The organism is Paraburkholderia sp., from assembly GCF_028283785.1.
Lineage (GTDB): Bacteria > Pseudomonadota > Gammaproteobacteria > Burkholderiales > Burkholderiaceae > Paraburkholderia.
In genome coordinates this window covers 471,869-494,543 of sequence record NZ_JAPWKB010000018.1, presented here as the reverse complement: position 1 = coordinate 494,543, position 22,675 = coordinate 471,869, and the positions used below count along the sequence as shown (strand labels likewise).

The following is a 22,675-nucleotide window of genomic DNA, read 5'->3' as shown; positions in this document are numbered from 1 at the left end:
AGGGGCAGCGGGGCGGTTGCGGCGGATTGCGCGTGGCCGGTTTCGCGGCGCGTTCATGCGATTTTATAGGATAGGCGAGCAAGATCCATGCGAGTGACGGAACTTCGCTGTTTGGTGTGGTTCGCCGATCACGATCGCGCCAATGTACGGTGCTTGTGCATGCATTGCGACGCGCGGCGGATCGCAGCGCACAGCGGTGGTGCGCCGTGTGCGCGGTCGCGGCGTGACGCCGGTTCGCGATGCGTCGTGGCGATGGCGAAACCGTCGCTATCGCAGGGCTGTTTTTACGTGCTTTCCGACGGATCGCTTTTCTTTGCGCCGCGCCGGACGTCCGGTGAAAGCTGCGCGAAAATCCACGACGAGCAGGCCGTGATGAAACCGACGCACAGGAAGGTGGCGTGGAAGGCCGGCAAGGTGTTCGCTTCCGTCACGCGATGAATCAGCCCGGTGAAGGTCGCGAGCAGCGCGCCCGCGACGGTCACGCCCAGACTCATCGACAGCATCTGCACCAGCGAGAACAGGCTGTTGCCGCTGCTCGCGCCGCCGGTGCCGAGATCCTTCAGCGTCAACGTGTTCATCGCGGTGAACTGCATCGAATTCACCGCGCCGAAGATCGCGAGCTGAACGAGGCGCAGCCACATCGGCTGGTTCGGCGACATCAGCGCAAAGCTCGCCATGCCGAGTCCTACCAGGACCGTGTTGGTGACGAGCACCTGCCGGTAGCCGTACTTGATGATCAGTTTCGTCACGACCCGTTTCGCGGCCATGCCGGCGGCGGCGACGGGCAGCATCATCAACCCGGCTTCGAATGCGCTATAACCGAGACTCACCTGCAACAGCAGCGGGATCAGATACGGCATCGCGCCGCTGCCGATCCGCGCAAACAGGTTGCCGAGCAAGCCCACGCTGAAGGTGTGAATCTTGAACAGATCGAGCGGAAAGATCGGTTGCGCGACCCGGCTTGCGTGCAGTCCGTAAGCGACGAAACTCGCCAGACTCAAAACCAGCAGCATCAGCACGGTGGCGTGCTGCACGTTGAACTCGGTGCGGCCGTCGAGCGCGAACGAGATCGACACCATCCCGACCACCAGCATCAGATAGCCTTTCAGATCGAAGGGCGCGGTGTTCGGATTGCGGCTGTCGGGCATGAAGATGCTCACCGCGATCACGCCGATGATCCCGACCGGCGCATTGATCAGAAAGATCCAGTGCCACGACGCGATCTTCACCAGCCAGCCGCCGAGCGTCGGTCCGATCAACGGCCCGATCAGACCTGGAATCGCGACGAACGACAGCGCGGGCAGGTAGCGTTCGGCCGGAAACGTGCGCAGCACGGCAAGACGTCCGACCGGCAACAGCATCGCGCCGCCCGCGCCTTGCACGATCCGGAAGATCACCAGCTGATTCAGCGTATGCGCATTGGCACACAGCACCGACCCAATCGTAAACACGAGGATCGCGCTCATGAACACGCGCCGCGTGCCGAGTTTGTCGGCCAGCCAGCCGGACACGGGGATCATCACCGCCATCGTCAGCGAATACGCAATCACCACCGACTGCATCCGCAACGGCAATTCGCCCAGGCTCGTCGCCATCGCGGGTAACGCGGTGTTGACGATGGTGGAATCGAGCGTCTGCATGAAGAAGCCGGTCGCGACGACCCACAACATCACGGTCAGCGAGCGCGGCGAAGGCGTGGGAGCGGCAGGGGAAATGTCGGACGGAGCGGCGTTCGGCGGATTGGGCATGGAAGGCGGCAAGGCGCGCGCGGCGGGCGGGAGAAGCTGCCATTCTAGGGAAAAGCGCTGCGCCGCGCTTCGGGAATGCGCGGCGCGCGATGCGTGTCGCGGCTAGCCCGGAAGCGCGGCGGCGGCCTCGAAAAACGCTTGCGCGCGCGGGTCGAGCGTGTGCGCGGCGTTGATGCGGATCCACGGCGTGACTTCGCCGTATGGCCGGAAATAGCTGCCCGGCGCGACGGTCACGCCAAGCGGCATTCCGCATTCGGCGAGCCGCGCGGCGTCGGCGACATGCGGCACGCGCGCCCAGACGAATTTTCCGCCGAGCGGGTTTTCGAACACTTCCCATCCGCTGTCTTCCAGCGTTTGCACCGTCGTGCCGAGCGCATCGCGCATCCTGCGACGCAACCGGTCCAGATACTTGCGATACGCGCCGCGTTCCAGCATCGCCACCGCGACGGCTTCGGCGAAGCGCGAACTGCCGATGCTGGTCAGCATCTTGATGTCCGCGAGATCCTTGATGATCTCCGGCTTCGCGATCACATAGCCGATGCGCAACGACGACGACAGCGTCTTGGACAGCCCGCCGAGATAGATCACGTGGTCGAGTTGATCGAGCGTCGCGAGGCGGTCGGTGGGGTCGCTCTGGAAGTCCGCGTAAATGTCGTCTTCGACAATCGAGAAATCATGTTCGCGCGCGAGTTGCAGCAGACGGAACGCCACCTGCGGCGCGACCGTCGTGCCGGTCGGATTGTGAAACACCGTGTTGACGAAAAACAGCTTCGGCCGGTGCAGCTTCAACAGCGCGGTCAATGCATCGATATCCGGTCCGAGCCGGGTACGCGGCACGCCGAGCAGTTGCACGCCGTGCAGCTTCAGCAGACCGTTCAGGTTGTAGTAGCCGGGATCCTCGACCAGCACCGTGTCGCCGGCTTTCAGCATGTAGCGCATCAGCAGGTCGAGCCCCTGGCTCGCGCCGTTGGTGATCAGCACCTGCGACGCGTCGCAGCCAATGCCGAGTTGCGCGACGCGGCTTTGCAGATGCTCGCGCAATACGCCGTTGCCGAGCGGCGTCGCGTAATCGATCATGGCCGCCGGATCGACGCGCGATACGTGACGGATCGCCTGGCCGAGTGCATCGACGTCGCGCCAGGCTTCGGGAATAAAACCGCTGCCGAGCTTCAGCGATTCGCCCGGATGGTTGAACTGCTGATGGATATGGCCAGACTCGTCCTCCGCGCGGCGCGGGTCCGACGATCCCTGCGCGCCGTTCGACGACGGTTGCCGCTCCGACACATAAAAGCCCGAACCTTGCCGCGAGTCGAGATAGCCGAGCGACACCAGCCGGTCGTAGGCCTCGATCACCGGGAAGCGGCTCACGGCGTAGTCGGCGGCGAACTGGCGGATCGACGGCAGCTTCGCGCCCGGATGCGCGGCGCGCGTGCGAATCCACGTCGTCACGCCGCTGACGATCTGCTCGGTCAGCGGCACGCCATTGTCGCGATCGAGCGCGATATCGAGTTTCATACGGTCTCGCAAAAGTCTGACAGACGCGGACGCGCACACTCGAACGCAGTCAATTCCATCAACTGTCCGTTTTTCCAGCTGCACAGTTCCACTGAAACTGTCCGGAAGTGTGCATGTGCGCGCCCACTGAACGCCGCAATAATTAGATAACCAATAAATGCCCGTCAAGGGGGATTTGCGATGAGAGAAATACGGACTTTCGAACTCGAACCACGCGAGCCAGTGAGCGCGTGGCGTGCCAGCCAGCCGCTCGTGCTGAACGTGATGGCGGGCCAGGTGTGGCTGACTGTCGACGGCGACGCGGAAGACTACTGGCTCGACGCCGGCGAGTCGTTCGAACTGCCGCGCAATGCGCTCGCGTGGGTCAGCGCGGGGCAATCCGGCACGCGTCTCGCGGTGCGGATCGCCAGCGGTTCGGTCCATGCGCCGGTGACATCGACGGCGGCGGCGCGTGCATGGTCGACGGGTCGTGCGGCCGTGCGCAGCTGGATGCCGCGCTGGTTGCAGGCAATCTGAACGACGGCGCGCGCCGTATCGGTCACGATGCGTCGTACTCGCCGACATAGCGCGCGCGCGGCCGGATCAGGCGGCCGTCGTTGCGCTGCTCGATTGCATGCGCAATCCAGCCGACCGATCGCCCGACCGCGAACAACGTGAACGCGGCGCCGGCCGGCAAGCCCAGCACGCGCTCGATCGCGGCCAGCGCGAAATCGAGCGTCGGCGCGGCGCCCGTCGTATCGTGCACGGCGCGCACCAGCGCGTTGATCGCGGCAAGCGGCGAGCGGGCGGGCGCGCACGCGTCGAGCAATTCCAGCAACAGCCTCGCACGCGGATCGCCGTGCGGATACAGCGGATGTCCGAAACCGGACAGCACGCCGCCGTAACCGGCTTGATCGCTGTCCACGAGTCGCGTCGCGAGAAAACGGTCGAGGTCGGGCGCACGCGACGCTTCGTCCAGCAACGCCGTCACGCGCGCGGTTTCGCCACCGTGGCGCGGCCCCGACAATGCGGCGAGTCCGCCCGCAATCGCACCGAACAGATGCGTGCCGGTCGACGTGATGCAGCGCACCGTGAACGTGGACGCGTTCAGTTCGTGATCGGCGCAGGCCACCAGCGCCGCACGCAAGACGCCCGCCTGTTGTCGGTTGCGCACGCCCCACGCGGCGGCGAGTTGCCGGTGTAACGGCTCGTTCGACGGCAACGTCGACATCATCGCCGCGCCCAGCAGGCGCATTACCGAACACGCGGTATCCAGTTGCGCGTCCCGGCCGAGCGCCCACACGCGCGGCATCTGTGCAGCGGCGGCCGGCAGCAGCACCGACGCACGATCGAGCGGTGCGCTGTCACCCCATAACTTCAGCCACGCCGCCCATTGCGCGCCATTCAGCGGCGCGGGCAACGCGCTGGGTGCATCGGCGATACGTCGCGGGCTGCATTCCCACAGCAACGCCGCGACGTCTTCCAGCGACGCGCTGCGCGCGAGGTCGGCCGCATCGTGACCGCGATAGAACAGCCGGCCGTCAGCGATCAGCGTGATCGACGATTCCAGCACCGGCACGCCCCAATCAAGCACTTTCTGCGCAACTTTGCCGGCGCGCTTGCCGTCGGCTTTGCGTCGCGCGAGACGGCGCACTTCGGTCGCGTCGTACAGACGATGCTTGCCCCGCGCATCCGGCGACGACGCCAGCATTCCCCGGCTGACATACGCATACAGCGTGGCCACGCTGATGCCGAGCGTGTCGGCGGCTTCGGCGGCGGTGAGCTGGCTGGGCAGGCGAGTCGACATATGAAAAAACGTCCGGATAGAACAAATCAATATATGTTGATTATATTAATCAAGATTGATCGACGCGAGCGCGAAATCTAGACTTCAATCGAACGTCTACTGGAATTCTCGTCATGACACCTTCTCTCGCACTCGATCATCTGTGGACCGCCGCGGCCGGCGACCCCGCAGCACCGGATGCCGTCACATTCAGCGGCGACGATCCGGCGTTGCCGTCGGTGTACCGGGTCGGCACGCTGGCGAGCGCGACGATTGCCGCGCAGGCGCTCGCCGCCGCCGAATGTTTGCGCGTGCGCACGGGCGTCCGGCAGCGTATCGATGTCGAGATGCGCCGCGCGGCGGCGGCGTTTCGCAGCGAGCGCTATCTGCGGGTGAACGCGGGACCGCCGCCCGAATTGCGCCATCCGACCATGGGTTTTTACGAAACGCGCGACGGTCGCTGGATTCAGTTGCACACCAATTTTCCGCATCATCTGGACGGCGTGCTTAAGGTGCTTGGTTGCGACGGCACGCGTGAGGCGGTGGCCGAAGCGATTCGCGGCTGGGACGGCGCGATGCTCGACCAGACACTGGCCGACGCCGGTTTGTGCGCGGCGCTGATCCGCTCGCCGCGCGAGTGGGCCGCGCTCGACCAAGCTCGCGCCGTGGCGAACCTGCCGCTCTTCGAGATCACGCGGATCGGCGATGCGCCACCGGAAGCGCCGGGACGCGGCGACGCGGTGCGGCCGCTGTCGGGCACGCGCGTGCTCGATCTGTCGCGCATCATCGCCGGGCCGGTCGCGGGGCGCACGCTCGCGCAACACGGCGCGCAGGTGTTGCTGATCAACGGACCGCATCTGCCGAATATCGCGCCGCTCGTGATCGACAACGGACGCGGCAAGCGCTCGGCGACGCTCGATCTACGCGACGATGCCGCGCGCGATCGCCTGCGCGCGCTGATCCGCGATACCGATGTATTCCAGCAAGCCTATCGCCCCGGCGCACTGGCGGCGCGCGGCTTCGCGCCGGAAACGCTGGCGCAGTTGCGTCCCGGCATCGTGTGCGTGTCGGTGTCGGCGTATAGCCACGCGGGGCCGTGGGCGCAACGACGCGGTTTCGACAGTCTGGTGCAGTCCGCGAGCGGGATCGCATGGACCGAAAGCCGCGCCGCGCACAGCGATGCACCGAAGCATTTGCCGTGTCAGGCGCTCGATCACGCCACCGGTTACCTAGCCGCGTTCGGCGCGATGATCGCGCTCGCGCGGCGCGCGCAGGAAGGCGGAAGCTGGCACGTGCGCGTGTCGCTCGCGCAGACGGGGCGCTGGCTGCAATCGATGGGACAGATCGAACACGGCTGGCAAGCGCCGGACGTCACGATCGACGACGTGCAGGATTGTCTGGAGACGGTCGATTCGCCGTTCGGCCGTGTGCGGGGCACGCGGCCCGCCGAGCGGATGTCGGCGAGCCCGCCGTATTTCGCGCGGCCGCCGGTGGAAATCGGCGCCGATGCGCCGTGCTGGGAAGACTGAACGCGCGAATCCGCGCGGACGACTGCGCGGCTACTTGCGCAATTCCGCGACGAAGTCGTAGTAGTCGTTGCGGCAGTAGGTATCGGTCAGTTCGATCGCGCGTTGGTCAGTCGTGTAGCCGACCCGCGTGATCAGAAGCAGCGCCTCGTTCGGCGCGATGCTCATTTGTGCGGCGATTTCGTCGCTCGCGTTCACCGCGCGAAAATGCTGCAGCGCGCGCACGATGGTCAGGCCGCGCTGTTCGAGATAGCTGTACAGCGAGTCGCCGATCGCTTGTGGATCGGGAATCACGGCAGCGGGAAAGGTCGAGTTTTCGACCGCCATCACGATGCCGTCCGCGAGACGCAGACGGCGCAGGCGCGTCACCGCCGCCGCGGGCGACAGCCCGAGTTGAATCACTTCGTCGCGATTGGCCGGTGAAATTTCGCGCGACAGCCATTGCGAACTCGGATTGAAACCGCGTCGGCGCAGCATTTCACTGAAGCTCGACAGCCGCGACAGCGGATCTTCGTAGCGCGGTGTGATGAAACTGCCCGCGCCCTGGGTCCGGCGAATCAGCCCTTGTTCGACCAGCAACGCGATGGCCTTGCGCGCGGTGATCCGCGACACGCCGAGCGCGTCCGACAACACCCGCTCCGACGGCAACGCCTCGCCCGGATTCCAGCGATTGTCGTGAATCGCCTGGCCGAGCTTGCGGGCGAGTTGCAGGTAGAGCGGCGTGTCGCTTTCCGGGTCCGGGCGCAGGTCGCGCCAGCGGTCTTCCGAGGCAGTGGTCATGAGTCGCAATAGAGAGGGCAAGCGGCAATTCTAAGACATCGGCGCGCGACTGATGACGGGCTTTTGTTTCGCGACGCTACAGCCGCGGATTGGGCAGGTAGACTGAACCGGACGCGAACCGGGACGATCCGGCGCGCCTGTCAAAGGAGAAAGCATGACGACCGAGATGGCGACCGTCGCATTGCCCGACGGCGAACGCATTCCGAAGCTGGGGCAGGGCACCTGGGAAATGGGCGAGCAACACGCGCGTCGCGCGGACGAAATCGCGGCATTGCGCGCGGGCGTCGAACTCGGCATGACGCTGATCGACACCGCGGAAATGTACGGCGACGGCGCGACCGAATCCTTGCTCGGCGAAGCGCTGACGGGAATTCGCGAGCGCGTGTTTCTGGTCAGCAAGGTCTATCCGCACAACGCGGGAAAGCGCGGCGTGCAGACGGCCTGCGAGCAGAGCCTGAAGCGGCTGGCCACGGATCGCATCGATCTGTATCTGTTGCACTGGCGCGGGACGGTGCCGCTCGCGGAGACGGTCGAAGGATTCGAAGCGTTGCGTCGCGCGGGAAAAATCCGCCATTGGGGCGTCAGCAACTTCGACACCGACGATATGGCCGAACTGTCAGGTGTGCCGGACGGCGATCGGTGCGCGACCAATCAGATTCTCTACAACGTCGCGCGACGCGGCGCCGAGTTCGATCTGCTGCCGTGGCTCGCGCAGCGCAGCATGCCCGCGATGGCCTACAGCCCGGTCGATCACGCACGCCTGCCGAAACGTTCGCCGCTCGACGCGATTGCCGCCGCGCGCGGCGTGTCGGTGTTCGAGGTGGCGCTGGCGTGGGTGTTGATGCAACCGGACGTGTTCGCGATTCCGAAGGCGGCGCGCGTTGCGCACGTCGAAGCGAACCGGCGCGCACTGGATCTCGCACTGGATGCCAGCGAGTGCGCCGCCATCGACGCGCATTTCAGGCCGCCGCGCAGCAAGCGGCCGCTGGAGATGTTGTAGGCACGGCGCCGCGCGTGCGGTGCGTCAATTGCACGCGTGATGCATATGCACCGAGCCGAGCAGGGCGACTTCGGCGGGCGTGCGCTTGAGGGAGTCGTCGCTGACCTGGGCCGCGTCGCCGACGAATTCATCGACGATCGACGAGACGGGCGCGTCGCGCAGACACAGCGAGACGCGTTGCGTCTCGTTGGCGGGCAGCGACGAGCGCTGGCCCAGGAACAGAACGCCGTATTGATAACCGTGGATGATCCCGCGCACCGCGCCGACACACTGCGATTGCGCGACGTTGTCGTTTTTCTGCTTGCAGGTTTGCGCAAGCGAATACGCGGAGAAACTCGGATCGACTGGCGGCGCGACGGCGGCATTGACGGCGTCGGGCGATTGAACGGGGGGCGCCGGCGTTTGCGCGAATGACGAGAGCGAGGCGAAACCGAGCGTGGCGGCGATCATCAATCCGCCGGTTGCGCGCGCGAAAGCGAAGGGAGCGTTTCGTTTCATGTTGGATTGCCCTCATATCGAACGTTGAATTGGATATGAGGCCATCGACGCCATTTGGTTCCGGCCGACGCGCAGTGCGTGTGCAGCGCGGGGCGCTGTCGATTGTGCCGGACGTGCCGGATAGACCGCGCGCGGCGTCTGGAGAAACCGCGTTTGCGCCGGGCCCAGGCGGTGGCAATCGACCGGGGGATCGACTGTCACCGCCGTTGCCGGCGACGCGGTGTCCCGTCGAACGTGGCGAGATCAGGTCAGGGCTGCGCCAGACCGCCTGAGCTTGCCGACGTCCGTCGAGAGCGGCCCGCGATGACCCGGCGGGCCATCCGGGCGATCGCGCGTGAAGCAGCGGTGCGGGGGCACCGCCGCCGATACGCGTCGCGAACGTCAATGTCCGCCGCCGCCACCATTACCGCCGCTACCGCCACCATTCCCGCCGCCGTTGCCGCCACCTTTGCCACCGTAGCCGCCGCCTTTGCCGCCGAAGCCGCCACCGAAGCCACCGCCAAATCCGCCGCCAAATCCGCCGCCGAACCCACCACCGAAGCCGCCGCCTTTGCCGCCGCCCGATCCACCGGCACCAGCACCGCCGCTTCCGCCACCGCCACCGCCGCAACCACAGCCGCCGCTTCCACCGCCACCACCGCCACCGCCACCGCCACCGCCACCGCCACCGCCACCGCCACCGCCACCGCCGCCGCCACCGCCACCGCCACCGCCGCCGCCACCGCCAGCAGCACCGCCGCTGCTATTGCCCGAACTGCCGCTGCCTTTGCCGCCTGCCGAACCGCCCGCGCTGGCCGATCCCGAACTGCCATTGCCGCCGCTCGCCGCGCCGCCATTCGATGCGCCGCTGTTGCCCGCGCCGCCGCCGCGTGCGCGCGGTCCGCACAAGCCGGCTTCGGTCGAACGGCAGATGGAAGGATCGGCGCTGAATACGGCGGCCGCATCGTCGGCGGCGCTGATGGCACTGCCCGGCGCGTCGGTCGCGCCGATCACACCGGCGGTATCGGCCGATCCGCTGGTCGCCGACGGATTGTCGCGAGCACCGGGCAAGCCCGCGTGCGCGCCTGCGCCCGGCGTGGTCGCTTCGGCGATCATGAAGGCCGCCGGTATCACTTCGTCGGAAGCCGCGTGAGCGGGGTGGGTCATCATCAAACCCACGCCCGCACCAACAACCGCAGCACCCCGTGCTAAATAGTAGTAATACTGATTAAATATTGTCGTTCTCATCACAGCTCTCCCGATCGAACGCCGACACCCCGTAGCCGTCACTGCCGTGCTGCCTGTCGTGCGGCGAGCCTGCTTATGCGCGGGTCGCGTCGCTGACCGCAATCGTCGCGCGTCGCACGGTCCGTGGCGACATCCCGACGTCTCGACAATTGCGGTGACGATGCCGGGAACCGCCCGTGTGGCGCGGCGATCCGGAATGCGTCGGGAAAGTTAATAGCGATAAGCGTGCCATCGAACGCCATGCCTTAACCGGCAAGGCGCTCGACTGGCGACGCCGTCGAGCGCGCAAGAAAATTCGCGGAAAATGTTTCGCGACTGAAACGCGAACCGGATTACGGGCGGGATTCGGCGCGATTCGTATCGCGCTTGCATGGCTCTATGCGCGGTGCCGCACGCCTGTTTCGAACGGATCGTATGTCGACGTCAGTGCGTGCCGTCGGCGTCGTGGTCGTGGTCTTGCGTGGCGGTTTGCAGCGCGCGCAGTTCGTCGACGGGAATGTGGCAGCGAATCTGGTGACCTTCGCCCGCGTCGTCGAACGGCGGATCCTGTTCCTCGCAGATCGCGCCGAGCTTGCGCGGACAGCGCGTATGAAACACGCAACCCGTCGGCGTCGATGCTGCACCGGGCACGTCGCCGCTTAGGCGGATACGTTGCACGCGCGCGTTGCGCGGCGAGTTGTGCTGCGCCTCACCGGCGCTCCCGCCATCAGGATCGATCCCGGAACCGGCATCGAGATCGAGGCTCGGCACCGACGACAGCAACGCTTCGGTATACGGATGATGCGGCCCGTCGAACACGGCCGACGCCGGTCCGATCTCCAGCAACCGTCCGACGTACAACACCGCGATCCGGTCGGACAGATAGCGGACCACGTTCAGATCGTGCGAGATAAATACATAGCTCACGCCACGCTGACGCTGCAAATCCGCAAGCAGATTCAGAATCGCGGCCTGCACGGAGACATCGAGCGCGGAAGTCGGCTCATCGCAGACCACCACGCGCGGCTCGCCCGCAAATGCGCGTGCAATCGCGACGCGCTGCTTCAAGCCGCCCGACAGTTGCCGGCTGCGCGATCCGAGATAGCGCTCGGGCAGTCGCACGGCGGCGGTGAGCGAGAGCAGCCGTTCTTCCTGTGCCGCGCCGCGCAACGCGGCAAGCCGCGACAACGCGCGACCGATCAGCCGCCGCACCGAATGCGCGCGATTCAACGCGGAATCGGGATTCTGAAACACGATCTGCAACGCCTTCACCTGATCGTCGGTGCGTCGCGTGACGCGCGGCGCCAAACTCGCGCCGTCGAGTTCGACGACGCTGCCGGCGTCGGGCGCGCTCAGGCCGAGCAGGACCTTCGCGAGCGTGGTTTTGCCGCTGCCCGACTCGCCGACCAGACCGAGCGTTTCACCGGCGGCAAGATCGAGCGACACACCGTCGAGCGCGCGCAGCGCCGTGCCGCCCACATGAAACGTCTTCGAGACGTTTTGCGCGCGCAACACGCGAGCGGGATTCGCGCGGGCCCTTTCCGTCGCCGCCCTTGTTTCCACCATCGCCGTGTCGTCCGATGCGTCGGCGCGCGGCAGAGTCATGGCCCGCTCGTGATAGTGACAGCGCGACATCTGGTCGCCGTGCGCCGCGCTGACGCGATGCGGCGGCGGCGCGTCGCGTCGGCAGCGTGCGTCGGCGAGACGGCAGCGCTCCGCGTAGATGCAACCCTGCGTGACGGAGCCCGGCACCGGCAAACTGCCCGCGATCGTGTCGAGCGGTGCATCGCGCCGGGTGCGTCCGCGCGTCGGCAGGCAACGCAACAACCCGACCGTATAAGGATGACGCGGTCGCGCGAACACATCGCGGGTCGCGCCTTCCTCGATCAGCTTGCCCGCGTACAGCACGCCGACGCGCTCGCACATCCGCCCGATCACCGCGAGGTTGTGGCTGATAAACAGCACGGCGGTGCCGAATTCCACACGCAGTTGTGCGATCAGGTCGAGCACTTCGGCTTCGACCGTTGCGTCGAGGCCGGTGGTCGGTTCGTCGAGAATCAGCAGGGCCGGGTTCGACGCGAGCGCCATCGCGATCACGACGCGTTGCTGCATGCCGCCCGACAATTGATGCGGATAGCTGTCCATCACGCGTTCGGGCGATGCGATCCGCACGCGCCTGAGCATGTCGAGCGCGCGTTCGGATGCGTCGTGTTTCGATGCGCCCGATGCCTCGAACGCCTCCGACACTTGCCGCGCGATCGTCAGCGACGGATTCAGCGCGCGCGTAGGGTCCTGATAGACCATCGAGACGCTGTTCGCGCGCATCTCGCGCAATGCGTCGGCGCCGAGTTTCTGCACGTCCTGCCCGGCAATCAGGATCTTGCCCGCCTTGACCTTGCCGTTACGCGGCAGATAGCGCAGCGTCGCCATCGCGACCGTCGATTTGCCGCAACCGGATTCGCCGACGAGCCCATACGCTTCGCCGCGCCGCACCCGAAACGACACATCCTGCAGCACCTCGCGATCGCGTCCGCGAATCCGGTACGTGACGGTGAGTCCGATCACGGTCAAGGCGTCGGTGCGTTCGCTCTTCGATACGTCGAATGCGGGGAACGAGGCGGGCGGCGGACCGTTCATCGGTCGAGCACTCCTTGCACGCTGTCTGCGATCAGGTTGACGGCGACCACCAGCGACGCGATCGCGGCCGCATCGAACACGACGGTCCACCATGCGCCGCCCGCCATCAGCGTGTACGACTCGGACAGCGCCAGTCCCCAGTCGGCGGACGGCGGCTGGATGCCGAAGCCGAGAAACGACAGCGTCGCGACCGCGAAAATCGCGTAGCCGAGCCGCACCGTCGCTTCGACGATGATCGGCGGCAGCACGTTCGGCAGAATCTCGCAGAACATGATGTACAGCGCGTTTTCACCGCGCAGTTGCGCGGCGGCGACGTAGTCGAGATGACGTTCGGCGAAGACGGCGGCGCGCACGGTGCGCGCGGTGATCGGCGTGAAGGTGATGCCGATCACCAGAATCACGGTCAGGTTCGATGCGCCGACCGCGGCCAGTGCGAGCAGCGCGACGATCACCAGCGGCAGCGCGAGCACGGCGTCGATCGCGCGCCCGACGACGTGATCGACCCAGCCTTCGAAATACCCGACGATCAGGCCGAGCGCGGTACCCGCGAGCGTGCCGAGCAGCGTCGCGAGCGGCGCGATGGTCAGGATGTCGCGCGCGCCGACGATCACCCGCGAGAACACGTCGCGGCCGAGCTGATCGGTGCCGAACCAGTGCGCGGCATCGGGCGGCATCAGCGAGTTCAACGGATCGGACGCATACGGATCTTGCGGCGCGATCCACATCCCGGCAATCGCGCAGACCACCCACATCAGCAGGATCGCGGCACCGGCGACGAAGGTCGGCGAGCGCAGCAGCAAACGGAGCTGATCGAAACGCGGATCGGCGGCGGGCCTGGCCTTCGCGGGCACGTCGGGCGGCGGGTCCGGCGGCGTTTGCGCGTCCGGCGTGAGCGTGCTCATTCGGCGCTCCTCACGCGCAGGCGCGGATTGAGCAGCACGTTCATCGCATCGGCGATCAGGTTCGCGACCGTATAGACCACGCCGATCGTCAGCACGCCCGCTTCGAGCATCGGGAAATCCTTCGCCTTCGCGGCGTTGTAGATCAGCGAGCCGATGCCCTGGTAATGAAACAGTGTCTCGACCACGACCAGTCCGCCGATCATGTAGCCGAGTTGCGTCGCGGCGACGGTGATGGTCGGCAGCAGCGCGTTGCGCAGCACGTGCCGCCAGATCACGACGTGCTTGGGCAAACCTTTGAGGATCGCGGTGCGCGTGTAGTCGGCGTCGAGCGCTTCGACCGTGCCGGCGCGCGCCATCCGCGCGATGTAGCCGAAGAACACCAGCACGAGCGGCAGGATCGGCAGGATCAGATGCTTCAACTGTTCGAACGGTCCGGCGTCGGGCGGATAGGTCGCTTCGATCGGCAGCCATTGCAGCCATACGCCGAACACGAGAATCAGCACGATCGACGACACGAATTCCGGCACGACCGTCGCCGACAGTCCGGTGATGCTGATGGTGCGGTCGAGCCAGCGTCCCGCGTTCAACGCGGCCCACACGCCGCCCGCGATGCCGAGCGGCACCACGACGATAAACGCCAGCAGGCCGAGCTTCGCGGAGTGCGCGAGCGCGTCGCGGATAAACGGTCCGACCGGCTCGCGATACGCATACGACAGTCCCATGTCGCCGCGCACGAAGTGACCGATCCAGTCCGTGTACTGGGTGAACAGCGGCCGGTCCGCGCCGAGTTGGTGGTTGAGCGCCGCCACCGCGCGCGCGTCGGCGAGCGGCCCGAGAATCGCACGGCCGATATCGCCGGGCAGCAGTTGTCCGCCCGCGAACACGATCACCGACAGCAGCCACAGCGTGATCAGCGACAACCCGAGCCGCGTCGCGAGAAAGCGCGCGACGCGTCGTGCATTGCCGTTCGACGCACGTGGCGCGGAGGAGGTGGCCGGAGTGGACATCGTTATCGGAGCGTGGCGTGTGCGTGACGGCGAATCGCTGCCGTTGACGGCGTCACGCGCTCAACACCGCACGATCGAAATACAGTTGCGCGAGCGCGGTGAAACGCATGCCGCTCAGTTTTTTCGTCGCCGCGATGCACTGATCGTAGAAGAACGGAATGATGACGGGCGTCTCGTCGAGCAGCAGCGTCTGGATCTGACCGGACAGCTTTTTCTGCGAGCCGATGTCGATGGCCGCGACGAATTGCGCGACCAGCTGATCGTATTGCGGGTTCTTGAAATGCGCGGCGTTCCAGGTGCCGTTGCTGGTCAGCGGTGCGTTCAGGAACACGTTCGGCACGCCGCGATGGCCGTAATCGGTGATGCCGAGCGGCGAATCGAGCCAGTCCGATTTTCCGAACGTGCCCGCGCCGTAGTACAGCGACTGGCTTTCGACTTTCAGGTCGATCCGCACGCCGATCGCTTTCGCCGCGTTCTGCACGACGACCGCGAGATCGGGGATCTCCATGTATTTTTCGGTGGTCAACGTGACGTCGAAACCATTCGCGACGCCCGCTTGCGCGAGCAGTTGCTTCGCTTTCGCGACGTCCTGTTTGCGCTGCGGCACGCCAGCATCGGACGACGGAAACACCGGCGCGAACGGGCTATCGTTGCCGGGCGCGGCGCGCCCCTTGAACAGGCCGCGCACGATCACATCGCGATTCAACGACAGCGCGAGCGCCTGGCGAACGCGTTTGTCCTTGAAGAGCGGATTGTCGTTGCGCATATGGATCTGCCGATGCGCGCTCGACTTCACGCCGACCACCTGAAACGCGGGATTGTTCATCAGGCCCTGGCCGCCCTGCACGGTGAAGGTGCCCATCACGTCCGCCTGATGGCCTTGCAATGCGAGGATCTGCGCCTGCTCGTCCGCGTAGAACGAAAACTGGACGCGCTCGGGCAACGCCTTGTCGCCCCAGTAATCCGGATTGCGAACGAAGGATGCGCCGACCTTCGGCTGGTATTTTTCGAACCGGAACGGTCCGGTGCCGATAAAGGTTTTCTCGTAGCCGCCCGCGTAGTTCGCGGGCAGGATCACCGCGTTGTAATTATCGGACGATACGTAAAACGGGAAGTTGCCGTTGGGCGCGTCGAGATGGAACGCCACGGTGTGTTCATCGACCAGCTTCGCGCCGCCTTTCGACAGCACGCCTTTCAGCACCGACAACGCGGCTGATCCGCTCGCCGGATCGGCGAGGCGGTCGAAGGTCGCGACCACGTCTTTCGCGCCGAAGCTTTGTCCGTCGTGGAATTTGACGTTTTCGCGGAGCTTGAAGGTCCAGACGTCGCCTTTTTCGTTCGGTTTCCACGACAGTGCGAGCGCGGGCTTCAGCGTGAGTTTTTCGCCGTCGTCGTCGATCAGGAATTCGCCGGTCTGGTTCAGTAGCGCGAGACTCGCGGCGTCGGTCACCGAGAGCGGATCGACCGCGCCTGCAGGCGTCAGGTGAGCAACGCGAATGGTCTGGCTGGTGGCCTTCGCGCCTTGCGCGCGGGCCGCGTTCGAGCCGAATACGCCCGCGCCCGTCAGCGTGGTCAGGCCGATCACACTGGCGTAGCGCAGCAACTCGCGGCGCGTCAGACGGCCGGCGGCATATTCGTCGAGCGCGTGGTGGCCGAGCGGGTCGGCTTCGTTGCGCGCGTTATCGATCGCGTTGCGGATGTGCTGCGTCACAGTGGGCTTCGTCATCGGGTGCGGTCCGTCTCTTTGCTGTGGTTGTCGTTGCAACACCTGCGGCGCTGCGCGCGCGGAGGTTCTTTTCGGGCTGATCGAGCAGGTGGAGCAATCCGGATGCCTTGCCCCGGACAGGCTCAAAGGTCGTGCGGATGTTTGTGGATCGGATCGACCCAGTAGACGGTTTCGGGCGCTTCGGCCGCGTCGATATTCAGATTGACGACGACGGCTTCGTTGTCGCTTCTGACCAGTACGCATTCCAGCGGTTCGTCCGTGCGGGCATTGATTTCCTGGTGCGGTACGTACGGCGGCACGAAGATAAAGTCGCCGGGACCGGCTTCGGCGGTGAATTCCAGATGGTCGCCCCAGCGCATCCGCGCCTGGCCGCGTACCACGTAGATCACGCTTTCCAGCGCGCCGTGATGATGCGCGCCGGTCTTCGCGTTCGGGTGGATCGTCACGGTTCCGGCCCAGATCTTCTGCGCGCCGACCCGTGCCGCGTTGATCGCGGCGGCGCGGTTCATGCCGGGCGTCTGCGCGGTGTTGGTGTCGAGCTGGTCGCCCCGGATCACCTTGACGCCGTGCTCGCGCCAGTCGACGGGATGTTCGTGGTCGTGATCGTGGTCAGGGTTATGGTCGTGACTCATCGTCTGTCTCCTCGGGTGCCTGCCGCGTGCTGTCAGGTTGACGGATCCGTTGCTCGTGCATCGCAATGGATCGCGGATACGGTCGGCCGCGTCCAATAAGGTGCATTCTGGCAGGCGGAAAAAAGCCCGTCCATTGGGGACGGGCTCTTGCCGATGCGGACGGCGTACGGAAGACCGACCTGCGTGGTTTTCCGTGGTTTCACCGATGCCGTGCCGCGGCACCGGTGAGCACGGTTCAGCGCTTACTTGTGTTTTGCGTTGATCACCGCTTCCGCGACGTTGTTCGGCGTTTCGGCGTAGTGCTTGAACTCCATCGTGTACGTGGCGCGGCCTTGTGTTGCTGAGCGCAGCGACGTCGAGTAGCCGAACATTTCCGCGAGCGGCACTTCGGCGCGCACCAGCTTGCCGCCGCCGCCCGCGATGTCTTCCATGCCTTGCACGAGACCGCGACGGCTGGAGAGGTCGCCCATCACATTGCCCATGAAGTCTTCCGGCGTTTCCACCTCGACGGCCATCATCGGTTCTAGCAGGACCGGTTTGGCCTTGCGCATCGCTTCCTTGAACGCCATCGAACCGGCCATGCGGAACGCGTTTTCGTTCGAATCGACGTCGTGGTACGAGCCGAAAGTCAGCGTCACCTTCACGTCGACCACCGGATAGCCCGCCAGCACGCCGGCCTTCAGGGTTTCCTGAATGCCTTTGTCCACCGCCGGGATGTACTCGCGCGGGATCACGCCGCCCTTGATCGCGTCGACGAATTCATAGCCCTTGCCTTGCGCCGCCGGCTCCAGCGTGACGACTGCGTGGCCGTACTGACCACGGCCGCCCGATTGCTTGACGAACTTGCCTTCGACGTCTTCGACCTTGTTGCGCACTGTTTCGCGATACGCGACCTGCGGCTTGCCGACCGTGGCCTCGACGCCGAATTCGCGCTTCATCCGGTCGACCAGAATTTCCAGGTGCAACTCGCCCATCCCGGAGATGATCGTCTGGCCGGATTCTTCGTCGGTTTGCACGCGGAACGACGGGTCTTCCTGCGCCAGGCGGTTCAGCGCGATCCCCATCTTTTCCTGGTCGACCTTGGTTTTCGGCTCGACGGCCTGCGAGATCACCGGTTCCGGGAAGATCATCTTTTCGAGGATGATCACGTTGTTCGGATCGCACAGCGTGTCGCCCGTGGTGGCTTCTTTCAGGCCGACGGCTGCGGCGATGTCGCCTGCGTAGACTTCCTTGATTTCCTTACGCTCGTTGGCGTGCATCTGGAGAATCCGGCCAAGGCGTTCCTTCTTTTCCTTGATCGCGTTGTAGACCGTGTCGCCTGAATTCACCACGCCCGAGTAGACGCGAAAGAAGATTAGCTGGCCGACGAACGGGTCGGTCATGATCTTGAAGGCAAGCGCCGAGAAGGGATCGGTGTCGGTCGGATGACGCTCGATTTCCTTGTCGTGCTCGTCGTGGCCGCTGATGGCGGGCACGTCCACCGGCGACGGCAGATAGTCGATCACCGCGTCGAGCATGGCCTGCACGCCCTTGTTCTTGAACGCGCTGCCGCACAGCATCGGCACGATTTCGTTGGCGATGCAGCGGGTGCGGATGCCGTGCTTGATTTCCTCTTCGGTCAGCGTCTCGCCGCCGAGGTATTTGTCGAGCAGCGCTTCATTCGCTTCGGCGGCGGCTTCGACCATCTTGTCGTGCCATTCCTTTGCCGTGGCCGCGAGTTCCTGCGGGATATCGCGATATTCGAACTTGATGCCCTGGTTCTCTTCTTCCCAGTAGATCGCCTTCATTTTGACGAGGTCGACCACGCCCTGGAAGTGTTCTTCCGCGCCGATGGGAATCTGGATCGGCACCGCGACGCCCTTCAGGCGGTCGCCGATCTGGCGCTGGACGCGGAAAAAGTCTGCGCCGACGCGGTCCATCTTGTTGACGAACGCGATGCGGGGCACCTTGTACTTGTTGGCCTGACGCCAGACCGTTTCCGATTGCGGCTGCACGCCGCCGACCGAGTCGTAGACCATGCAGGCGCCGTCGAGCACGCGCATCGAGCGTTCGACTTCGATGGTGAAGTCGACGTGCCCGGGGGTGTCGATGATATTGATCCGATGTTCGGGATAGTTACCGGCCATGCCTTTCCAGAAGGCGGTGGTCGCCGCGGAGGTGATGGTGATGCCGCGCTCCTGCTCCTGCTCCATCCAGTCCATCGTTGCCGCACCGTCGTGAACCTCGCCGATCTTGTGGGTCACGCCGGTGTAGAACAGGATGCGTTCGGTGGTAGTGGTTTTGCCGGCATCGATGTGAGCGCTGATGCCGATATTCCGGTAGCGCTCGATGGGAGTCTTGCGGGGCACGTGAACCTCCTGGTAATAGCGCGCCGGTGAGCCGCCGGGCGGCGGGTGTCAGATTGCCAGTTGCCCGTTCGGGCCGGTCAGGGTTGGCTGCGCGGACGGGTTTTTTGCAGTGCCTTAAATGGGGCTGGCTGCTGGCTTGACAAGTCCATAAGAATAACGCGGTGGGGGAGGTTTTGCTTGCAGCGTGGGTTTTGGGATGGTTTTGGGTTGGTTTTGGGTTTTTTCTGGTTTTTGGTCGTTCTGGTTTGCCTGGTTTGTTTTTGGTTGTCCCGGTTTCGCGTCGGTCTGCCTGGATCGTCCCTGTGCGGGACCGCACCTACTTTTCTTTGCTCGCGCAAAGAAAAGTAGGCAAAAGAAAGCGCGTTTACACCGCCACTTCGTAGCGAGTGGCGTCCGTCCAGAACGGGTAGTGGACCGCGCACGTTTGGAGTTGCCGCGCCGTTTTTCCTGGTGGTCCGCGCCCGCACATCCCGCCCGCTGCGCGGCGGTAGCCCACTTCAAAACCCCATCTGCGCCTCGTCATTCGCCCGCCCTCACGACGGTTCCGGTGTGGGATCAAAGCCCGGCTTTCCCTCTCGAATTTCAAGCCCCACGACGGTTCCCGCGTTGGCTCGATGCCCGGTTTGCGTCTCTCGATTTGCATGCTCCCACGCCCGTTCCAGCCTCTGGCTCAAGGCCCGGTTTGCGCCACGGCATTCGGCCGCCTTCACGATGGTTTCGACGTTCTGATTGGCCTGGAATCTTGCGCGCGAACGGAGCGGCGCCAGCCAGGAAAGCGGGTTTTGTGACGGACGGAGTGGGGCGCGCGAATGGCGCCAAGAGAATAAGACGGGGCTGTGCCCAACGGCTGTCGCGAAGCGAACAGCCGGAACGAATGACTGCCTTGTCACCAAGGCAAGCGGTGCGGCAACTCAAATCGTGCGCGGTCCACTACCCGAAAAATACTAGACGCCACTCGCTACGAAGCGCGAGGTAAACGCGCTTTCTTTTGCCTACTTTTCTTTGCGCGAGCAAAGAAAAGTAGGTGCGGTCCCGCACAGGGACGATCCAGGCAAACCAGCGTGAAGACGGGACAGCTGAACCGACGCCGCCAGACCAGCGTGAACACGGGACAACCAACCCGACGCCACGAGACCAGCGTGAAGCAGGGACAACCAAAGCAAACCAAAAAAAACCAAACAAACGCAAAAACCAAAAATCACTGCGCCGCAGGCAACCCTTGCATCTTCACCCCCGGCTTGATCCCCTTCGAAGCAAACCACCCCTTACTCATCTCCAACGCATAAACACCATTATTGCGAGGGCAATGGTTATTGGTCGTCTCGGCCTGCATCTCATCGATATCCGTCACCGTGCCATCGGCACGCATAAACGCAATCGACAACGGAATCAACGTGTTCTTCATCCAGAAACAATGCACCGCGTTCTCGTTGAACACGAACAACATCCCTTCGTTCGGCGCGAGTTGCGTCCGGTACATCAAACCCTGCTCACGATCCGGATCGTTCGCCGCTACCGCCGCGTCGATCACGAACATCCCGGCGGTCAACTTCACGCGCGGAAAATCGCCTGGCTTCTTCGCGCCCGCCGGCATCTCCTGCGCGTATGCGCTCGACATACCGCCCAATCCAACCATCGATACCGCCGCCACCGGCACCACCACAGCCATCGCACAACGCGCAATCAACGAGCGCAGGGGAATTCGCACGGCATCACTCCTTGCTTGAAAATGTCCCGCGAATGTTACGCGAGAGCCTCAAAAACAAAAAGGCAGATCGCCTTTCGGTGACCTGCCTTTCAACGCCGTAAGAACGGCAATGCTGCTAGTTCTTAACTGCGTTTTTTACAACAAACTTACTCCGAAGCGCCCGAAGCTGCAGCTGCTGCTGCTGCCTTCTTGTGCGACTTCTTGTGAGCGTGCTTCGTGGTCTTCTTAGCCGTCGAAGCTGCTGCTGCCGGAGCTGCCGAAGCTGCTGCCGGTGCCGAAGCTTGTGCGAAAGCTGCCGTTGCGAAGAGGCCAGCGACCAGAGCGGCGATCAGTTTGTTCATTTTGTGAATCCTCAGCTTTAGTAAATTAACCAAATGACCCGGTTATGGTGAGTCATGTCGGTAAACGTGCCATCGACCTTTCGGTTGACAGACCCATCGAAGAATTTCTTCGACGTCTCTGCGTAAGCGCTCAGACTCCCTGCACGTGCTCGACAACCGCTCGCGCACAAGGCCCTTAAGGCTGAATGCCGGATAGCTTCGGGCGGCATCTGCGTCGAATAACGCGTGACCGTCCAACGCGGTTGACGCAAATTTTCGGGAATCTTTATTCGTCTTCGCGATGAGCCGCGCATCGTCCGGTCATCGACACTTTCGACATACGCGTGTCACGCGCGAAAGTTAAAGCAATACAAAGGCTTGCGCGTTCAACGTAGATAGAACGTCGACGTGCATGCGCGTTAGCGCATGCCATCCCACGGCGCACGCGACGGCAATTCGATGCTGTCGCCCGGCTGCAAACCGAGTGACAGGATGTCGAGCGCGCCGATCCCGACACGCACGAGTCGCAGCGTCGGATGACCGACGGCGGCGGTCATCCGTCGAACCTGGCGGTTCTTGCCTTCGGTGATCGACAACTCGATCCACGTGGCCGGAATCGCGGCGCGAACGCGAATAGGGGGATTGCGCGGCCACAAGGTTTCGGGTGGTTCGACGTAATCGGCGCGACACGGACGCGTGACGTAATCGCCCAGATCGACACCGCGAGCAAGCGCATTCAACGCCGCTTCATCGACCGCACCTTCGACTTGCGCCCAATAGCGCTTGACGAGTTTGTGACGCGGTTCGGCAATGCGCGCCTGCAAGCCGCCATCGTCGGTGAGCAACAGCAAACCTTCGCTGTCCGAGTCGAGTCGGCCAGCGGGATAGACGTCGGGCACCTTGACGAAATCCGCCAGCGACGTGCGCGTTTCGTGCGGGGAAAACTGGCAGATCGTGCCGAACGGTTTGTTCAAGGCGAGCAGTCGCATCGTGGAAAAGTCCTGCAAGTGCGGGCCGGCGCGGGTTTGCACCGGTTCCGGCCGATTGGCAAATGGCGGGATATTAATGCATAATCCGCGACATGATGTCTTATGTCTTATATAAGAGTTAAGCCGAGACGGATCAAAACGGTCACGTCCCACGATACCTGTACGCCGTCAATGAAGAACGCCGTCCTGCCGCAGCGCAAACGCCGTGGCATGGGCGTTGGCGTGGTCGGTCGGGTTGATCGTCGTGGGCTAGAATAATCGCCTGTCCGGCACGAGACACCCGGAATCGCGCGCATCAGGAGCGCCCAGTTTCGCAGTACCCAATCTGTAGGCATCTGCAGGCTTCCGTCAGCATAGCCATCTCTGGA

19 protein-coding genes are annotated in these 22,675 nt (G+C 64.4%); 4 read left to right on the top strand and 15 right to left on the bottom strand.

Annotation, left to right across the window (positions count from 1 at the left end; genetic code table 11):
* Positions 1 to 284: 284 nt before the first annotated feature.
* Together mdtD and PW947_RS21970 are read right to left on the bottom strand one after the other, a co-directional pair.
* A complete protein-coding gene (mdtD, locus tag PW947_RS21975; protein ID WP_299634510.1) occupies positions 285 to 1,748 on the bottom strand; it encodes a multidrug transporter subunit MdtD in 1,464 nt (487 codons plus the stop codon).
* Between the two features lie 102 nt (positions 1,749 to 1,850).
* Complete coding sequence (locus PW947_RS21970) at positions 1,851 to 3,263, bottom strand: PLP-dependent aminotransferase family protein (protein WP_299634509.1); 1,413 nt, start codon at positions 3,261 to 3,263, stop codon at positions 1,851 to 1,853.
* 180 nt (positions 3,264 to 3,443) lie between these two features.
* Here PW947_RS21970 and PW947_RS21965 point away from each other — a divergent pair, with 180 nt between their 5' ends.
* On the top strand, positions 3,444 to 3,779 hold the full coding sequence (locus PW947_RS21965; RefSeq protein WP_299634508.1) for a DUF2917 domain-containing protein: 336 nt from the start codon (positions 3,444 to 3,446) through the stop codon (positions 3,777 to 3,779).
* A 22-nt stretch (positions 3,780 to 3,801) separates the two neighbouring features.
* On the opposite strand, the gene PW947_RS21960 is transcribed toward PW947_RS21965, so the two are convergent.
* Positions 3,802 to 5,049 carry a citrate synthase family protein gene (locus tag PW947_RS21960; RefSeq protein ID WP_299634507.1) on the bottom strand — a complete coding sequence of 416 codons (1,248 nt, stop codon included), beginning with the start codon at positions 5,047 to 5,049 and terminating at the stop codon, positions 3,802 to 3,804.
* A gap of 113 nt (positions 5,050 to 5,162) precedes the next feature.
* Here PW947_RS21960 and PW947_RS21955 point away from each other — a divergent pair, with 113 nt between their 5' ends.
* Positions 5,163 to 6,557 carry a CoA transferase gene (locus PW947_RS21955; protein ID WP_299634506.1) on the top strand — a complete coding sequence of 465 codons (1,395 nt, stop codon included), beginning with the start codon at positions 5,163 to 5,165 and terminating at the stop codon, positions 6,555 to 6,557.
* Positions 6,558 to 6,587: 30 nt separating this feature from the next.
* Here the strand turns inward: PW947_RS21955 and PW947_RS21950 are convergent, their stop codons facing one another.
* The gene (locus PW947_RS21950) at positions 6,588 to 7,334 is read right to left on the bottom strand and encodes a GntR family transcriptional regulator (RefSeq protein ID WP_299634505.1); all 747 of its coding nucleotides are present in this window, start codon (positions 7,332 to 7,334) and stop codon (positions 6,588 to 6,590) included.
* A gap of 154 nt (positions 7,335 to 7,488) precedes the next feature.
* On the opposite strand from PW947_RS21950, the gene PW947_RS21945 reads away from it, so the two are divergent.
* Complete coding sequence (locus PW947_RS21945) at positions 7,489 to 8,334, top strand: aldo/keto reductase (RefSeq protein ID WP_299634502.1); 846 nt, start codon at positions 7,489 to 7,491, stop codon at positions 8,332 to 8,334.
* A gap of 24 nt (positions 8,335 to 8,358) precedes the next feature.
* Here the strand turns inward: PW947_RS21945 and PW947_RS21940 are convergent, their stop codons facing one another.
* Together PW947_RS21940 and PW947_RS21935 are read right to left on the bottom strand one after the other, a co-directional pair.
* Positions 8,359 to 8,832 carry a hypothetical protein gene (locus PW947_RS21940; RefSeq protein WP_299634501.1) on the bottom strand — a complete coding sequence of 158 codons (474 nt, stop codon included), beginning with the start codon at positions 8,830 to 8,832 and terminating at the stop codon, positions 8,359 to 8,361.
* A 248-nt stretch (positions 8,833 to 9,080) separates the two neighbouring features.
* Entirely contained in the window at positions 9,081 to 9,566 is a 486-nt protein-coding gene (locus PW947_RS21935; RefSeq protein WP_299634500.1) for a hypothetical protein, read from the bottom strand.
* An 11-nt stretch (positions 9,567 to 9,577) separates the two neighbouring features.
* Between PW947_RS21935 and PW947_RS21930 the strand changes: the two genes are divergently transcribed.
* Positions 9,578 to 9,964: a hypothetical protein gene (locus PW947_RS21930; protein WP_299634499.1), complete on the top strand. Its 387-nt coding sequence runs from the start codon at positions 9,578 to 9,580 to the stop codon at positions 9,962 to 9,964.
* A 518-nt stretch (positions 9,965 to 10,482) separates the two neighbouring features.
* On the opposite strand, the gene PW947_RS21925 is transcribed toward PW947_RS21930, so the two are convergent.
* The 9 genes from PW947_RS21925 to PW947_RS21885 form a co-directional block, all read right to left on the bottom strand.
* Positions 10,483 to 12,675: an ABC transporter ATP-binding protein gene (locus PW947_RS21925; protein ID WP_299634498.1), complete on the bottom strand. Its 2,193-nt coding sequence runs from the start codon at positions 12,673 to 12,675 to the stop codon at positions 10,483 to 10,485.
* The gene (locus PW947_RS21920) at positions 12,672 to 13,577 is read right to left on the bottom strand and encodes an ABC transporter permease (RefSeq protein WP_299634497.1); all 906 of its coding nucleotides are present in this window, start codon (positions 13,575 to 13,577) and stop codon (positions 12,672 to 12,674) included. The genes PW947_RS21925 and PW947_RS21920 overlap by 4 nt, the downstream gene beginning before the upstream one ends.
* Complete coding sequence (locus PW947_RS21915) at positions 13,574 to 14,584, bottom strand: ABC transporter permease (protein ID WP_299634496.1); 1,011 nt, start codon at positions 14,582 to 14,584, stop codon at positions 13,574 to 13,576. Before PW947_RS21915 ends, PW947_RS21920 begins: the two co-directional genes overlap by 4 nt.
* A gap of 52 nt (positions 14,585 to 14,636) precedes the next feature.
* Positions 14,637 to 16,310, bottom strand: coding sequence for an ABC transporter substrate-binding protein (locus PW947_RS21910; RefSeq protein ID WP_299634495.1), 1,674 nt, complete (start codon positions 16,308 to 16,310; stop codon positions 14,637 to 14,639).
* Positions 16,311 to 16,432: 122 nt separating this feature from the next.
* Positions 16,433 to 16,942 carry a cupin domain-containing protein gene (locus PW947_RS21905; RefSeq protein ID WP_299634494.1) on the bottom strand — a complete coding sequence of 170 codons (510 nt, stop codon included), beginning with the start codon at positions 16,940 to 16,942 and terminating at the stop codon, positions 16,433 to 16,435.
* A 242-nt stretch (positions 16,943 to 17,184) separates the two neighbouring features.
* Positions 17,185 to 19,290 (bottom strand): elongation factor G, encoded by a 2,106-nt coding sequence (gene fusA, locus PW947_RS21900; protein WP_299634493.1) that lies wholly within the window; start codon positions 19,288 to 19,290, stop codon positions 17,185 to 17,187.
* A 1,198-nt stretch (positions 19,291 to 20,488) separates the two neighbouring features.
* Positions 20,489 to 20,998 carry a DUF192 domain-containing protein gene (locus PW947_RS21895; RefSeq protein WP_299634492.1) on the bottom strand — a complete coding sequence of 170 codons (510 nt, stop codon included), beginning with the start codon at positions 20,996 to 20,998 and terminating at the stop codon, positions 20,489 to 20,491.
* Positions 20,999 to 21,144: 146 nt separating this feature from the next.
* On the bottom strand, positions 21,145 to 21,339 hold the full coding sequence (locus PW947_RS21890; RefSeq protein WP_299634491.1) for a hypothetical protein: 195 nt from the start codon (positions 21,337 to 21,339) through the stop codon (positions 21,145 to 21,147).
* 398 nt (positions 21,340 to 21,737) lie between these two features.
* Positions 21,738 to 22,307: a pseudouridine synthase gene (locus PW947_RS21885; RefSeq protein ID WP_299634490.1), complete on the bottom strand. Its 570-nt coding sequence runs from the start codon at positions 22,305 to 22,307 to the stop codon at positions 21,738 to 21,740.
* Positions 22,308 to 22,675 lie beyond the last annotated feature (368 nt).